Below are 14,877 nucleotides of genomic sequence, written 5' to 3' on the forward strand. Positions count from 1 at the left end.
GCATGAAACGCATCCTCCTGATCGTCGGAGGCGGGATCGCCGCCTACAAGGCCGCCGAACTGATCCGCCTGCTCAGGACGAGCGGCCACGCGGTACGCTGCGTTATGACCGAGGCGGCGCATCATTTCGTCACGCCGATGACGCTCGCCGCGCTCAGCGAGGACAAGGTCTACACGACGCTCTGGGACCTCAAGGACGAAGCCGAGATGGGCCATATCCAGCTCAGCCGCGAGGCCGACCTGATCGTCGTCGCGCCCGCGACCGCGGACCTGATGGCGCGGATGACGGCAGGCCTGGCGAACGACCTCGCGACGACGCTACTGCTCGCGACCGACAAACCGGTACTGGTCGCGCCGGCGATGAACGTTCGCATGTGGACCCACGCCGCGACCGTCCGCAGCGTCGTACAGCTTCGCGCCGATGGCGTGACGGTGATGACGCCGGACGAGGGCATCATGGCCTGCGGCGAATATGGTCCTGGCCGCCTGCCCGAGCCGCCCGCAATCGTTGCCGCAGTCGAGGCGATGCTCGCCCCCGCCCCACCGAAGCGTTTGGCGGGCTGCCACGTCCTCGTCACCGCCGGCCCGACGCACGAGCCGATCGACCCGGTCCGCTACATCGCCAACCGTTCGTCGGGCAAACAGGGCTTCGCGATCGCTGCAGCACTCGCACGGCTCGGCGCACGCGTGACGCTCGTCGCGGGCCCCGTGACGCTGCCGACACCGCAGGGCGTCGACCGGGTCGATGTCGAGACGGCGCGCGAGATGGCGGACGCGGTCGACCGCGCGCTGCCCGCCGACGCCGCCGTCATGGTCGCCGCGGTCGCGGACTGGCACGTCGAGTCCGTCCCGCAAAAGATCAAGAAGGGCGATGCCACGCCGACGCTAACGCTCGCGGAAAACCCCGACATTATCGCGACTTTGGCGCGCAGTCCCCATCGCCCTCGCCTGTTGATCGGGTTCGCCGCGGAGACCGAGCGCGTGATCGAGCATGCCGTCGCCAAGCGTATTCGCAAGACTGCGGACTGGATCGTCGCCAACGACGTCTCGGGCGACGTGATGGGCGGCGCAGACAACAGCGTCCACCTCGTCACCGAAGCCGGTGTCGAGAGTTGGGAGCGCCTGCCCAAGGACGCGGTCGCCGCACGACTGGCAAACCGCATCGCCGATGCGCTAGAAGCCGTGTCATGATCCGTATCGAACTGAAGCGCCTGCCGCACGGCGAGGGCCTACCGTTGCCTGCCTATGCTACCGAAGGTGCCGCCGGGATGGACGTCGTCTCCGCCGAAGCACTCACGCTCGCCCCCGGTGCGCGCGCCGCCGTCGCGACCGGCTTCGCGATCGCCATTCCCGCTGGCCATGAGGTCCAGGTTCGCCCACGCTCCGGTCTCGCGCTGAAGCACGGCGTCACCTGCCTCAACACGCCGGGCACGATCGACAGCGACTATCGCGGCGAAGTTAAGGTGATCCTTGCCAACCTCGGCCGGGAACCGTTCGCGATCGCGCGTGGTGACCGGATCGCGCAACTCGTCCCCGCAGTCGTCCTGCGCGCGTCGCTCGACGAAGTCGCGGTGCTCGACGACACCTCCCGCGGCACAGGCGGCTTCGGATCGACCGGCCGATGATCACGGCCCTCCTCCTTCTGCTCCAGGTTGCGGCACCGCCGGTTCCGGTTCCCGCCGCAGCGGCTGCGCCGGTGGCCAGCACACTGCCGCCACAGGACTGGAGCACGCTTCCGGTGCTGCGCATCCGCGGCCAAGCGACGACGCTCGCCAACACTTCGGCGTATGTGCACGGCGAAGTCGTCGCCGGTCGCTGCACCCACGTCGTCCGGACCGCGCAGGGTTGGGCGCTGACGGTCGACCTCGCCGTGCTCATCACGCCCGACGGCCGAGTCCGCCGGGTGACGCCGCGCGCGATAGACTGCCCGACGGTCGAGCAATATGCCGCCGGGGTGATCCTGGGCGCGCGCGATTCGATCGATGTCGCCGATGCGGCCACCGACACCTGGTACCGCACCAGCATGACGTTCGCCTGGGGCGCATGATCCTCTCCGATGACGAACTCACCCGGTATGCGCGCCATATCGTCCTGAAGGAATTCGGCGGCACCGGTCAGGCGCGGCTGAAGGCGGCGACCGTCGCGGTCGTCGGCGCAGGCGGAATCGGCTCACCCGCGATCCAGTATCTGGGTGCCGCCGGAGTCGGTCGCCTAATCCTGATCGACGACGACACCGTCGAACCATCCAATCTTCAGCGCCAGACGATCTTCACGACCGCAGATACCGGTATCGCCAAGGTCGACGCAGCGGCAGCCGCCGTAAACCGGATCAACCCGCACGTTTCAGTCGATACGTACCGCCAACGCATCGATGCCGACAACGTCGCCGCGCTGCTAGCCGGCGCGGACGTGGTGCTCGATGGCTGCGACAATTTCACGACGCGCTTTCGGGTCGCGGATGCCGCGCATGCCATGAAAGTCCCGCTCGTGTCGGCTGCGGTCGGGCAGTTCGAGGGACAGCTCGCAACCTATCGCGGTTGGGAAGCGGACAAGCCGTGCTACCGCTGCTTCGTCGGCGAAGACCCCGAGCGCGCAGAGACCAGCTGCGCAGAAGACGGCGTACTCGGCCCTGTCACCGGCGTGATCGGCAGCTTGGCTGCGCTCGAGGTACTCCGGGCAATCGCGCCGTTCGGCGACGATCCTGCCGGCAAATTGCTGCTGATCGACCTGCTCGCGCTACGCTTTCGTACGATTCGCCTGCCCAAGGATCCGGGGTGTACGGCATGCGGCAAAAGCGGGACTTCGCGGTGAGTTAGTAGCAGTTCTGGTTTTCGACGCTGACCAAATTGGAAAAATAACAACTAAAGGTTTGTGCCCGACGAACAGTAGTTCTTTTGCATTGCGGCATTTCGCGGTATCGCTTTGCGCAGGGGGGACTGCGCGTGCGTCCGACAAGTTCATGAATGTAGAGAGCGGCGTTCTGAGCCGTGCTATGGCGCCATCGCGCGGCAAGAAGCCTGCCCGGACTTGGCGCCCAAGCGCGTCCTCGCTACGCGTTCGCCTGATCCTCGGCATGCTGACGGTAGATACCGGCTGCATTATTGCGAGTTATCTGGCGGCGGCTGGTCTGCGCGGGGTATTCGCGAACGACACAGCCTGGATCGTAATCCTGGCGATGTTGATCCCGGTCTTCATTATTACGACGCTAAATAACGACAGCTATGCAGCCGCAAATCTTCGCGACCCCTTCCGCTCGATAGCGCGAGGATTGCAGGCCTATGCGCTTGCGATCTCCGCAGTCATCTTCATCGCGTTCTGTCTGAAGGCCAGCGATACCTTCCCGCGTCTTGTCGTCGCGATGGGTTCGGCATTTGCCATTGTTTCCTTGGCATTAGGACGGTTCCTGTTCGTCCGGCACATGCCTGCGATCATCGGCGGGAATCCGTTCAGCATCGTCCTACTGTACGATTCCGGTCAGCCGATTCCGCGCGGGGACTTCTCGGTCGTTATCGCCGCGGACTCCTATTTCGATCCCGATCATCATGATCCCGTGATGTATGACCGCCTCGCGCAATCGCTGTCGGGCGCCGACCGAGTGATCGTCGCGTGCAGCCCGGAGCGTCGGATCGCCTGGGCGCAGGCTTTGAAGGGCGCGAACATCCAGAGCGAGATCTTCATGCCGGAACTGAACGTGCTGGCGCCGCTCGGCATCAGCGCGCACGGCGACACGCCGACCGTAATCATCGCCAATGGTCCGTTAGTCCTGTTCGACCGCTTCGTAAAACGCAGCTTCGACGTGATACTCGCTAGCTGCGCGCTGGTGACGCTCATGCCGATCTGGATCCTGATCGCGCTGTCGGTGAAGGTCCATTCGCGCGGCCCGATCTTCTTCAGCCAGATCCGGATCGGTCGCAGCAACCAGATGTTCCGCCTGATGAAGTTCCGCAGCATGCGCGTTGACCACAGCGACGGCGCAGGTGCGCGCTCGACGTCGCGCGACGACGATCGGATCACGCGCGTCGGCAAGATCATCCGCAGTACCAGCATCGACGAACTGCCGCAGCTGCTGAACGTCCTCAAGGGCGACATGAGCATCGTCGGCCCGCGCCCGCACGCACTTGGCTCGCGCGCGGCCGACAAGCTGTTCTGGGAAGTCGACCAGCGATACTGGCATCGCCATGCGGCCAAGCCCGGCCTGACCGGCCTTGCGCAGGTTCGCGGCTATCGCGGTGCGACGCTGTACGAGGACGATCTGCGCAACCGGCTCCAGGCTGATCTGGAGTATCTCGAGCATTGGTCGATCTGGCGCGACATCAAGATCATCCTCCTGACCTTCCGCGTCCTGCTGCACCGGAACGCCTTCTGACGTTCCGGTGAGCGGGCTGATCGTTCAGCCTGCAAGCAGACTCTTCGCGAACTCGCGAACCACTGGCCCGATGTCGTCGCGGGTCAGAGCGATCGCCAGGTTGGCCTGGATGTAGCCAGCCTTGTCGCCGCAGTCATAGCGCTGGCCATCGAACGTGAAGCCGTGGAACGGCTGGTTGCCGATCAACTGCGCCATCGCGTCGGTCAGTTGAATCTCGTCGCCCGCACCCTTTTCCTGCGTTTCCAGGATCCGCATCACCTCGGGCTGGAGGATGTAGCGCCCCGGGATCATCAAATTCGACGGTGCGGTGCCACGCTTGGGTTTTTCGACGAGTGCGGTCACTTCCGTGAGTCGCCCATCGATCGCGCCTGGCGAGATGATGCCGTATTTGTCGGTTTCCGAATCGGGCACTTCGAGCGCGCCGATCACGTTGCCGCCGACCTGGTTATACGCCTCGACCATCTGCTTCATGAAGCCGGGCTTGCCGACCATCAGCTCGTCGGGGAGCAGGACCGCGAACGGCTCGTCGCCGACGATCTCGCGCGCACACCAGACCGCATGGCCCAGGCCGAGCGGCTCCTGCTGGCGGACATAGACCGGCGAACCGGGTTTCATCCGAATATTGCTGATCGCGTCCAGCGACTTGCCGCGCGACCGCATCGTATCCTCGAGCTCGTACGAGATGTCGAAATGATCCTCGAGCGCGCCCTTGCCGCGCCCGGTCACGAAGATGATCTGCTCGATCCCTGCCTCGAGCGCCTCCTCGACGGCGTACTGGATCAGCGGTTTGTCGACGACGGTGAGCATTTCCTTCGGCATGGCCTTGGTGGCCGGAAGGAAGCGCGTACCCAGTCCTGCGACCGGAAACACGGCCTTGCGCAGCGGCTTTATGGTCATTCGATGCTCCCTTTGATCTCGCGGGACCGTCTACCGATCGTTACGCCTGCGCGCAAATTGTCGCATTGAATTAGCGCGTCGTTAAAGACGTTGATCTAGGGACTGCATCATGCCCAAAGTTCTCGTCATCTTCGGCACGCGTCCCGAAGCGATCAAACTCTTCCCGGTGATCCGGGCGCTGGCTGCGATCCCCGGCCTGACCGTCCGCACCTGCGTCACCGCGCAACACCGGGGGCTGCTCGATCAGGTGCTCGCAATCGCCGACCTCGTGCCGGATATCGATCTCGACCTGATGGAACCGGGACAGACTCTCGACCGCCTCACTGCGCGGCTGCTGGTCGGGCTCGGCGAGGTCATGGATGCAGAGCAGCCCGACCTCGTCATCGTGCAGGGCGATACCGCGACCGCGATGACGGGGGCGCTTGCCGCCTATTACCGCAAGGTCCCGGTCGCGCATGTCGAGGCAGGGCTGCGGTCGGGCGACATCTACCACCCCTGGCCCGAGGAGGTGAACCGTCGCATCGTCGCGCCGATCGCCACGCTGCATTTCGCGCCGACCGACACCGCCGCGGAGGCGTTGCGACGCGAGACGATCGCCGAGGACACGATCCACGTCACGGGCAACACGGTGATCGATGCGCTGCACTGGACCGCGGACCGCGTCGCGGCAGACCCGTCGCTCGCAGCCGGGCTGGACGCAATCTCCACGCGCTTTGCCGGCAAGCGGATCATCCTCGTCACGACGCATCGCCGCGAAAATTTCGGCGACGGCATGGCCGCGATCGCACGGGCGATCGGCCGGATCGCGGCGCGCGGCGACGTCGCGGTGCTGTTCCCAGTCCACCCCAACCCGAACGTCGTATCGGTGATGGACGACATCCTCGGCACCCGCGCCAACGTCGCGCGGATCGAACCGCTCGATTACCCGCACTTCGTCCGCGCGCTAAGCATGGCGGACATCGTCCTGACCGATTCGGGCGGCGTACAGGAGGAGGCACCCGCGCTCGGCAAGCCGGTCCTGGTGATGCGCGAGACCACCGAGCGTCCGGAGGGCGTCGCGGCCGGCACCGCTAGGCTGATCGGCACCGACGAGGATCGCATCGTTTCCGAAATCTTCACCCTGCTCGACGACACGTCGCGCTACTCCGCGATGGCCCGCGCCCATAACCCGTTCGGGGATGGCCATGCCGCCGCCAAAATCGCAAAGGTCGTTGCGCATGCTGTCGGACTCTAACCTCAACGTCGTCGTCCTCGGGCTCGGCTATATCGGCCTTCCCACCGCCGCAATCATCGCGCGGACGGGCGCTCAAGTGCTAGGCGTCGACGTGACCGAATCGGTCGTGGAGACGGTCAATTCCGGCCGCGTGCACATCGAGGAAGTCGATCTGGACGGCCTCGTCTCGGGCGTCGTCGCACGCGGCACGTTGCGCGCCTCGACCGCGATCGAGCCCGCCGACGTGTTCGTGATCGCGGTGCCGACGCCATTCGACGCCGATCACGCACCCAATATCCGCTATGTCCTCGACGCCGCGACGACGATCGCGGGCGTGCTGAAGGCGGGCGATACGATCATCCTCGAATCGACCTCGCCGGTCGGCACGACGGAGAAGGTCCGCGACCTGCTGGCAAGCCTGCGCCCCGACCTGCGCGTACCGGGCAAGACCGGCGACCAGGCGGATGTCGCGATCGCCTATTGCCCGGAGCGCGTACTGCCCGGCCGCATCTTGGTCGAGTTGATCGACAACGACCGGGTCATCGGGGGCATCACGCCGCGGTGTGCGCGCAAGGCCTTGACCTTCTACCGCCGCTTCGTCCGCGGCGCCTGCGTGACCACGACCGCGCGCGCGGCGGAAATGACGAAGCTTACCGAGAATGCGTTTCGCGACGTCAACATCGCGTTCGCCAACGAGCTTTCTCTGATCGCCGACACGATGGGCGTCGACGTTTGGGAGGTGATCCGCCTCGCCAACCGCCATCCGCGCGTCAACATCCTGCAGCCAGGCCCAGGCGTCGGCGGCCATTGCATCGCGGTCGACCCTTGGTTCCTGGTCCACGCCGCCCCGGACCAGACCCCGCTGATCCGTACCGCGCGCGAGGTCAATGACGGCAAGACCGACCACGTCATCGCGCAGGTCGCGGCGCTGGTCGAGGCGTCACCGGGCGCAACGGTCGCGTGCCTGGGTCTGGCGTTCAAGGCGAACATCGACGACTTCCGCGAGAGCCCCGCCCTCAAGGTCGCCGAGGCCGTGGCGCGCCAGTTCGGCGACCGGGTGCGGATCGTCGAGCCTTATGCGCAGACGCTGCCGGCCGTGCTGGCGGATACCGGCGCGACTTTGATCGACGTCGATACCGCGATCGAGACGTGTTCGATCATGATCGTCCTGGTCGACCACGACGTGTTCAAGTCCATCCCCCTCGAGGAGCGCGCCGACAAGGCGGTGCTCGACACGCGCGGTATCTGGCCGGACCAGCCGCGCGCGTCGCTGTTTGCGGTCAGCGCAACGGCACGTTTCGAGTCGCAACGACTGGCGGGATGAGCGGCCGCGTCGGGGTCGCGGCGATGTCGCGCGCGGCGGCTTCCAGCGCTTCGGCGCGTGCCTTGGACGAGGCGTGCGTTCGGCTGCGGAACAGCCCGCCGTCGATCGCGCCACCCTTGCTCCGCCAGAAATTCGGGGCCGACATCGGGTCGTAACCGGCGTTCGCAAGCAGGTAGATGCCGAGCAGATCCGCCTGATCCTCGGTCTCGCGGATCAGGCGGCCGTTGCGACCGAGTTCCGCCAGCAGGCCGCGATTGATCTTCGCCGCATCGAGCCGGGCGCGGTGACGCAGGATGTTGTGCGACAGTTCATGCGCGACGACGACGGCGATCTCCTCGTCGGTATAGCCTTCGAAGAACCGCTCACCGAGTTGCACGATCGCCCCGTCCGCGCTCGCATCGAGGCCACTGCCCAGCAGTATCTCGAACCGCGACCGGCATCCGGTCACCGGGGTGATCGTGATCGGCAGGCGCTTGCCATCGCGCAGCACCGTCAGTCGCAACGGCTTTCCCACCGGCGCCTCGGTGATGACCGCCTCCGCCGCGTCGCGTGCCGCCGCACTTTCGGACGCATCGGCGGACGGCAAGCCCGGTTGTGGTCGATCGTCGATCGCTATTATCGAGTCGTTGGGACGAACCCCCGCGCGGTCGGCTGGACCGCCGGCGACGACCGCCTCGACACCGATCGTGGATTCGAACCCGAAGGTGGCCGCCGCGGCCTTGCGCGCGCCTGGGCCATATTGCGTCAGCGCGTGGATCGGCATGCCGATCTGCGGCTGGAGGCGGTCACACAGTGCGGCGTTCGCCGTGGTCAGCCGATACGCGATCGTCGCCAGCCGGAGATCGGCAGCGCGCAACGTGTCGAAGAACGCAGCCGAGGGCGCCGTATCGGCCACGGGCATCGGTTCGGCAGGCAAAGCTGCAGGCGCAGCGGCCGTGAGCATCAGGAACGGCGCGAGGCGGGAAATCATCGACATGGCGTTCCCATAGCCGTCGTGCGCCCCTGCGTCATGCTGCACGACCGCAAGCCTAGCGCGCCCTATCGCGGCGATGCGTTGCGCCCTGACACGGCGATGCGTTGCGACGCCTGCCGGAACATCCTATGCGATCGCATGCGCCCGCGCGTTCGAGTGACGCGTTCGATCAGGTTCCGTACATCTTCCTCCCCACATCGATTGCAGCATGATTTCAAAGCTTTTCAAGTCCCGTAGCGTTGCCAAGCCGACTCAACCGCAGGTTCCTCCCGGTCGCCGCGTCTATGCCGTGGGCGACATTCACGGCCGCGCCGACCTGCTCGACGAATTGATCGGGTTGATGGAGGCCGACGAGCGCGACCGCGGTGCAGCGGAAACGACCTTGATATTCCTCGGCGACATCGTCGACCGGGGCCCCGCCTCGGCGGCAGTGATCGATCGGTTGCGCGGGCTGGTGCATGCCCGCCCCGACCGCCCCGACGTCCGCTTCCTGCTCGGCAATCACGAGGAGATCTTCCTCGGTGCGCTCGACGGCGAACCCAAGGCACTCCGGTTGTTCTGCCGCATCGGCGGGCGCGAGACCGTGCTGAGCTACGGCATGGAGGCCGCGGAATATGAGCGGCTCGACTATGAAGAGCTGGTGCAACGCCTCGAAACGCTCGTTCCAGACGAACACCGCGAGTTCTTGCGCAAGTTCGAGGACATGATCGTGATCGGCGACTACGCGTTCGTCCATGCAGGCGTACGTCCCGATACACCGCTCGACCTGCAGCGCACGTCGGACCTGCGATGGATTCGCGATCCCTTCCTCGATCATCGCTCGACGTTGGAAAAGACGATCGTCCACGGCCACACCATGACCGACGAGATCGAACGACGCGGACACCGAATCGGCATCGACACCGGCGCCTATGCATCAGGCCGGCTGACCGCGCTGGGCATGGAAGGCGCGGAAACTTGGGCGCTCCAGACCGGCACCGCGATCGGACCGAAGACGAACTGACGCGTCTCACCGCGAATATCATGCGGTTTGCACGCGAACGCTTTCTTCGTGGCGCGCCTCCGCTATAGAGAAACAGCGGAAGTGTGTGTTGCACTGCCGCAACAGTGCGATCCTCTTCGCGTTGTTACAAAGGGCCTTAGTTGCGTTGGGTAAGGTTATATGCCATTGCCTGCCGCGACGAGCACAAAGGGAGTTCATCATGCGTCTTGGGAAGTATCTCCTGACCGCAGCAGCAGCCACGATGGCAGTTGCTCCGGCCATGGCAGCACCGGCAAATCTGTCGGTTGCACATTCGGTCCGTTCGGGTTCGGTTTCGGCTGACAAGAACGAGCTCGCTGGCGGCGGCATCATCGTTGCGGTTCTCGCAGCAGCTGCAGTTATCGCCGGTATCGTTATCGTTGCAGACAACGACGACGATTCGGACAGCAACTAAGTCTTACGACTTTAGTTCGAGAAATAGCGGTCTTCGGGCCGCTATTTTTTTGCCTGCCGTTCTGAGGACAGGCGGGCCAGCGCGTGCAGAAGCACAATGTGCTGCCGTGTCACGTGCACAACTCAGCTTCCGGTCAGCTCCAATACCGTCGATGGCCAAAGACGTCCGGTAGGCTGCGGCTGCGCCATTCCGTGCAAAGTGGACTAAAATCCGCGCTTTCTCAGAATGGCTGAGCATGAGATGGCATCGGCCCTAGCGTCGGGCGCCGAAACAATACCTGCAATAGGGTATCGCCGCGCTAGTCATCCGAAGGACGACTGAACTCACCGACCTTGCAGCACGCGATTGCCGGGCAGGTTAGCCCGAGTCCCTCTGCGCCACCCTCCCCTGCGGAAGCCTCGCACCCCTAGGGCGGCCGATCCTCTACGGAATCAGGCCAGCCTTCTTATCGGCAGACGGCTTGCCCCGCTGGCCGACCGAGCAAGTTCACGCATAATTAGCGCGACGCATCGCCTCAACGCAAAACGCGCCTCGCAATGAAGCGAGACGCGTTGCAAAGCCAATATCATGGCGCGGTACGGGTTCAGACCCATACCCCACCATCACTTACTGAGACGGCGGCGTCTGCGTGCCACCGGGCATGCCGCCCGGCGCACCGCCTGGCATGCCACCGGGAGCGCCGCGACCCATCTGCGCCTGCGCCTGCATCTGCTGGACCACGCTCTGCGGCAGGAAGTCGAGCAACTCGACGTCGAACACGAGCGTCGAATTCGCTGGGATCGGACCGTTAGCCTTGTCGCCATAGCCAAGCGCTGGCTTCATCCAGAAGCGGTACTTTGACCCCTTCGGCATCAGCTTCAGCGCCTCGGAGAAACCGGGGACCACGCCGGTGACGGGCATCGGCGTCGGCTGCTGCGACTTGTCGAAGGTCGTGCCGTTGAGCAGCTTGCCCTCGTAATTCACCAGCGCGACGTCGGCGTCGGTCGGCTTGGCCGCACCGGGCTTGCCGGGGGCGATCACCTTGTACTGCAGGCCGGATGCGGTAACGACCACGCCCCGCGCGCGCGCATTGCGGGCCAGGGGATCATCACCCTGACGCGCCAGCGCAACCGCGGCGATCAGCGCGAGCGCGATACCGACCCATAGGTAGACGAGGTAGCTGCGCTTGGTTGGCTGCAGCGGCACTGCGGTGACGGTCGACATCGGATCAGGCCCCGGTCATCTGGTCACGCCGGAGCGCCGCGCGTGCCGTTGGAAAGCAATTGGGGTGCCGATCACGACACCCCGAACTATCGACCCACCCGCTCGCCGGGTACGGCCGACAAATCTTAGCGTGCGCCGTCGCGCTCTGCGCGCTTGCGGTCGAGCTTGCGCGAGCGACGGATCGCAGCTGCACGCTCGCGTGCGCGCTTCTCGGACGGCTTTTCGTAATGCCGGCGCAGCTTCATCTCGCGATACACGCCCTCGCGCTGCAGCTTCTTCTTAAGCGCGCGAAGGGCCTGGTCGACGTTGTTGTCGCGTACGATGATCTGCATAAACCCGATAAGCTCCGGACGAATAGATTTTTGCCGTCGCGAACAGGTCCGCGCCGCATGAACTGGGGCCCCTATCAGCGGAGCGCCGTCGTTTCAAGCCAAACCACGTATTCCGGCGGGTCTGCCCGACATGTGAGCGCCTTTGCGGGAAGGCCCATGCAGCGCTAAGAGCAGCCCATGACCCGTATCCCCCTGACACTGTATAACAGCCTCTCGCGCCAGCTCGAGACGTTCCAGCCGATCGATCCGACCGATGTCGGGCTCTACACATGCGGGCCGACCGTCTATAATTACCAGCATATCGGCAACATGCGCGCCTTCCTGTTCGCAGACACGCTGGGTCGCGTGCTGCGGTGGAAGGGGTGGCCGACGACCCACATCATCAACATCACCGATGTCGGCCACCTGACCTCCGACGCCGATGTCGGTGACGACAAGATGGAGAAGGCCGCCGCCGCGCAAGGGCGCTCGATCTGGGAGATCGCGGCCTATTATACCGACGTGTTCAAACGCGACGTCGCGCGCCTCAACATCGTGCCGCCGGCGCGTTGGGCCGTCGCGACGGATCATATCGACGAGATGATCGCGTTCGCCGAACAGATCGCTCCGAAGCATTGCTACTTGCTAGACAGTGGGCTGTACTTTGATGTGGCGACCGTCCCGGACTATGGCCGCCTCGCACGAGCCGGCAACGACGACATAGAAAGCCGGATCGAACCGGTCGCCGGCAAGCGCAACCCACAGGACTTCGCGATCTGGCGTACCTCCGCGCCCGGCGAGAACCGCCAGATGGAATGGGATTCGCCCTGGGGTCGCGGGGCGCCCGGCTGGCATCTCGAATGCTCGGTGATGAGCAAGCATTATCTCGGCGCGCATTTCGACATCCACACCGGCGGGATCGACCACCGCGAGATCCACCATCCCAACGAGATCGCGCAAAACCAGGCGCACTGCGATTGCGCGGATACCGGCGCAAGCGTCTGGATGCACAACAACTTCCTGGTCGAGCGCGCGGGCAAGATGTCGAAGTCGACCGGCCAGTTCACGACGATGCAGACGATCGTCGACCGCGGTTTCCACCCCCTCGCCTACCGACTGATGTGCCTGCAGGCGCATTATCGGAGCGAGCTGGAATTCTCGTGGGAGAATCTGGCCGCGGCGGCGATCCGCTTGAAGCGCATGGTCCAAGCGGTCGAGACGTTGCGCGCTCGCGAACCCGGCGGCCCGTCGGGTAGCGCGCATGCCTATGCCGACCGGCTGGAGGAGGCGGTCTCGGACGATCTCGCCACGCCGCGCGCGCTGCCGATCCTCGACGAACTGCTCGCGGACAAGCGGGTCGCGCCTGCGGACCGCGTCGCTGCGCTGGACGATTTCGACGCGGTACTGGGGCTGGACCTGGCGACGATCAGCCGCGAGGACCTGCGGATCCGGCCGATCACGGCGACGATCGACGAGGACATGATCGCCGCACGGCTGGCGGATCGCCGCGATTCACGCGCTGCGAAGGACTTCGGGCGATCGGACGCGATCCGCGACGAACTCGCCGCCGCGGGAGTCGAGGTGATGGATGGCGATTTGCTAGGTTGGGACTGGAAGATCGCAGTGGTGTGAACACGCCATACAGGTCCAAGAACTAAGGCCGCAGGGAAAATTTAATCGTCATTCCCGCGGAGGCGGGAACCCATACTGGCAAGCCTCACGGTTAGATCGCGAGCCTTTGAGCATATGGATCCCCGCCTGCGCGGAGATGACGAGACCATTGTGGCAGCGTGTTAGTGCAGGGAACGCGGGACCGATCCGTCGCTGGGCCCGGCATAACTTGACATGCCCCGCCGCACGCCGATGTTCGCACTATGAAAGCCGTCCTCCCAGCCGCCGCCCGCCCGCTCCTCGAACCGCATCTGCCCGCGGACCTAGACGTCGCCTGGTTCGCCAAGCCGGACGAAGCCAACGCGATGATCGCAGACGCGGATATCGCCTGGGTGGACATGCAGCCGACCGAACTCGTCGCCGACGCGATCCGCCATGCCGGGCCCAACCTCAAATGGGTCTCGACGATCTATGCCGGGCTCGACGCGTTCCCGCTCGACACACTGCGTGAGAACGGCGTCACTTTGACCAACGGCGCCGGCATCAACGCCGTCGCGGTCGCCGAATATGCGGTGATGGCGGTGCTCGTCGCCGCCAAGCGCTTCGATACCGTCGTCCGCGCACAGGACCGTCATGAGTGGTTGAAGGACGCGCCCGGCAAGATCGAACTCGCCGGAACCAAGGCACTTGTCATTGGCTATGGCACGATCGGCAAGATGATCGGCGATCGCTTGACCGCGTTCGGGGTCGAGGTCACCGGCGTCACGCGCACCGGCCGCGATGGCACGGTCACGCCCGACGCTTGGCGCGATCGGCTCGACGCGTTCGAGTGGGTCATCCTCGCCGCGCCCTCGACCGACGCGACGCACGCGATGATCGGCCGCGAAGAGTTACACCGGATGAAGCCGTCCGCCTGGCTGATCAACATCGCGCGCGGCGACATGATCGACGACGATGCGCTGATCGCGGCATTGACCGACGGGACGATTGCCGGCGCCGTGCTCGATCCGACCAGCCCAGAGCCCCTGCCCGCGGATCATCCGCTTTGGTCGACGCCTAACGCGATCGTCACGATGCACCTGTCGGGCCGTAGCCAGACGACGATGTTCGCTCGCGGGGCGACGCTGTTCCTCGACAACCTCGCGGCGTTCCTCGCCGGTCGCCCGATGAAGAACGTCGCCGATCTCGACGCGGGTTACTGACCGGTCTGGGTCGTGGCCGGGCGGGGGCTGCGATTGTAGCTCTTGATTCCGCGGCGACGAAGTTTGTCGGCGCGGCGACGACGCGAGTACATGATCAGGATCGGTACGCCGACCAAGATGCCCCCGCCGATAATCGAAAGTGCGATGATGATACGCATTGGCATGTCCATGTGGGGACCATGCCGATTGGACAGCGAAGACGCCATATATTTTTTAATCCGGGATGAATGGATTTAGCCACCACATCCGGTTGAACCGACCTGTGCAGCATTTCGCCGCTGCCGGCCAAGCTTTACTTCGTTGCGCAAAAAGGCGTTTTCGCGCATTGCCATCGTTACAATT

At 64.9% G+C, this 14,877-nt stretch carries 16 protein-coding genes; 11 read left to right on the plus strand and 5 right to left on the minus strand.

Translation table 11 applies throughout. From position 1 onward, the window contains the following. Positions 1-2: 2 nt before the first annotated feature. The 5 genes from coaBC to ASE69_RS11565 all read left to right on the plus strand — a co-directional run bounded on the left by coaBC (position 3) and on the right by ASE69_RS11565 (position 4,365). Positions 3-1,190 carry a bifunctional phosphopantothenoylcysteine decarboxylase/phosphopantothenate--cysteine ligase CoaBC gene (coaBC, locus tag ASE69_RS11545; protein ID WP_056486540.1) on the plus strand — a complete coding sequence of 396 codons (1,188 nt, stop codon included), beginning with the start codon at positions 3-5 and terminating at the stop codon, positions 1,188-1,190. After that, positions 1,187-1,624 (plus strand): dUTP diphosphatase, encoded by a 438-nt coding sequence (gene dut / locus ASE69_RS11550; RefSeq protein ID WP_056486543.1) that lies wholly within the window; start codon positions 1,187-1,189, stop codon positions 1,622-1,624. The genes coaBC and dut overlap by 4 nt, the downstream gene beginning before the upstream one ends. Further along, entirely contained in the window at positions 1,621-2,046 is a 426-nt protein-coding gene (locus ASE69_RS11555; protein ID WP_056486546.1) for a hypothetical protein, read from the plus strand. The genes dut and ASE69_RS11555 overlap by 4 nt, the downstream gene beginning before the upstream one ends. Continuing rightward, the gene (locus ASE69_RS11560) at positions 2,043-2,810 is read left to right on the plus strand and encodes a HesA/MoeB/ThiF family protein (protein ID WP_056486549.1); all 768 of its coding nucleotides are present in this window, start codon (positions 2,043-2,045) and stop codon (positions 2,808-2,810) included. The genes ASE69_RS11555 and ASE69_RS11560 overlap by 4 nt, the downstream gene beginning before the upstream one ends. Positions 2,811-2,958: 148 nt before the next feature. Beyond that, on the plus strand, positions 2,959-4,365 hold the full coding sequence (locus tag ASE69_RS11565; protein WP_082453075.1) for an exopolysaccharide biosynthesis polyprenyl glycosylphosphotransferase: 1,407 nt from the start codon (positions 2,959-2,961) through the stop codon (positions 4,363-4,365). Positions 4,366-4,389: 24 nt separating this feature from the next. Here the strand turns inward: ASE69_RS11565 and galU are convergent, their stop codons facing one another. Next, the gene (gene galU / locus ASE69_RS11570) at positions 4,390-5,262 is read right to left on the minus strand and encodes a UTP--glucose-1-phosphate uridylyltransferase GalU (RefSeq protein ID WP_056486555.1); all 873 of its coding nucleotides are present in this window, start codon (positions 5,260-5,262) and stop codon (positions 4,390-4,392) included. A 109-nt stretch (positions 5,263-5,371) separates the two neighbouring features. Between galU and wecB the strand changes: the two genes are divergently transcribed. Together wecB and wecC are read left to right on the plus strand one after the other, a co-directional pair. Further along, entirely contained in the window at positions 5,372-6,496 is a 1,125-nt protein-coding gene (gene wecB / locus ASE69_RS11575) for a non-hydrolyzing UDP-N-acetylglucosamine 2-epimerase (RefSeq protein WP_056486558.1), read from the plus strand. Next, the gene (gene wecC / locus ASE69_RS11580; protein WP_056486561.1) at positions 6,480-7,799 is read left to right on the plus strand and encodes a UDP-N-acetyl-D-mannosamine dehydrogenase; all 1,320 of its coding nucleotides are present in this window, start codon (positions 6,480-6,482) and stop codon (positions 7,797-7,799) included. The genes wecB and wecC overlap by 17 nt, the downstream gene beginning before the upstream one ends. Here the strand turns inward: wecC and ASE69_RS11585 are convergent. Then, a complete protein-coding gene (locus tag ASE69_RS11585; RefSeq protein ID WP_235518554.1) occupies positions 7,756-8,775 on the minus strand; it encodes a M48 family metallopeptidase in 1,020 nt (339 codons plus the stop codon). The two genes, wecC and ASE69_RS11585, sit on opposite strands and share 44 nt — an antisense overlap. Positions 8,776-8,980: 205 nt before the next feature. Here ASE69_RS11585 and ASE69_RS11590 point away from each other — a divergent pair, with 205 nt between their 5' ends. Both ASE69_RS11590 and ASE69_RS11595 read left to right on the plus strand, forming a co-directional pair. Continuing rightward, the gene (locus ASE69_RS11590) at positions 8,981-9,775 is read left to right on the plus strand and encodes a metallophosphoesterase family protein (RefSeq protein ID WP_056486567.1); all 795 of its coding nucleotides are present in this window, start codon (positions 8,981-8,983) and stop codon (positions 9,773-9,775) included. A 199-nt stretch (positions 9,776-9,974) separates the two neighbouring features. Beyond that, a complete protein-coding gene (locus ASE69_RS11595) occupies positions 9,975-10,208 on the plus strand; it encodes a hypothetical protein (protein WP_176501462.1) in 234 nt (77 codons plus the stop codon). 606 nt (positions 10,209-10,814) lie between these two features. Here the strand turns inward: ASE69_RS11595 and ASE69_RS11600 are convergent. After that, complete coding sequence (locus tag ASE69_RS11600) at positions 10,815-11,411, minus strand: FKBP-type peptidyl-prolyl cis-trans isomerase (protein ID WP_056486570.1); 597 nt, start codon at positions 11,409-11,411, stop codon at positions 10,815-10,817. A gap of 125 nt (positions 11,412-11,536) precedes the next feature. Next, the gene (gene rpsU, locus ASE69_RS11605) at positions 11,537-11,743 is read right to left on the minus strand and encodes a 30S ribosomal protein S21 (RefSeq protein WP_055878578.1); all 207 of its coding nucleotides are present in this window, start codon (positions 11,741-11,743) and stop codon (positions 11,537-11,539) included. A 177-nt stretch (positions 11,744-11,920) separates the two neighbouring features. Between rpsU and cysS the strand changes: the two genes are divergently transcribed. Both cysS and ASE69_RS11615 read left to right on the plus strand, forming a co-directional pair. After that, a complete protein-coding gene (gene cysS, locus ASE69_RS11610) occupies positions 11,921-13,354 on the plus strand; it encodes a cysteine--tRNA ligase (protein ID WP_056486573.1) in 1,434 nt (477 codons plus the stop codon). Between the two features lie 242 nt (positions 13,355-13,596). Beyond that, positions 13,597-14,535 (plus strand): D-2-hydroxyacid dehydrogenase, encoded by a 939-nt coding sequence (locus tag ASE69_RS11615; RefSeq protein WP_056486575.1) that lies wholly within the window; start codon positions 13,597-13,599, stop codon positions 14,533-14,535. Here ASE69_RS11615 and ASE69_RS22425 read toward each other — a convergent pair. Further along, positions 14,529-14,693, minus strand: a complete 165-nt coding sequence (locus tag ASE69_RS22425; protein WP_162236723.1) for a hypothetical protein — start codon at positions 14,691-14,693, stop codon at positions 14,529-14,531. The two genes, ASE69_RS11615 and ASE69_RS22425, sit on opposite strands and share 7 nt — an antisense overlap. Positions 14,694-14,877 lie beyond the last annotated feature (184 nt).

This window comes from Sphingomonas sp. Leaf208 (genome assembly GCF_001421415.1).
Lineage (GTDB): Bacteria > Pseudomonadota > Alphaproteobacteria > Sphingomonadales > Sphingomonadaceae > Sphingomonas.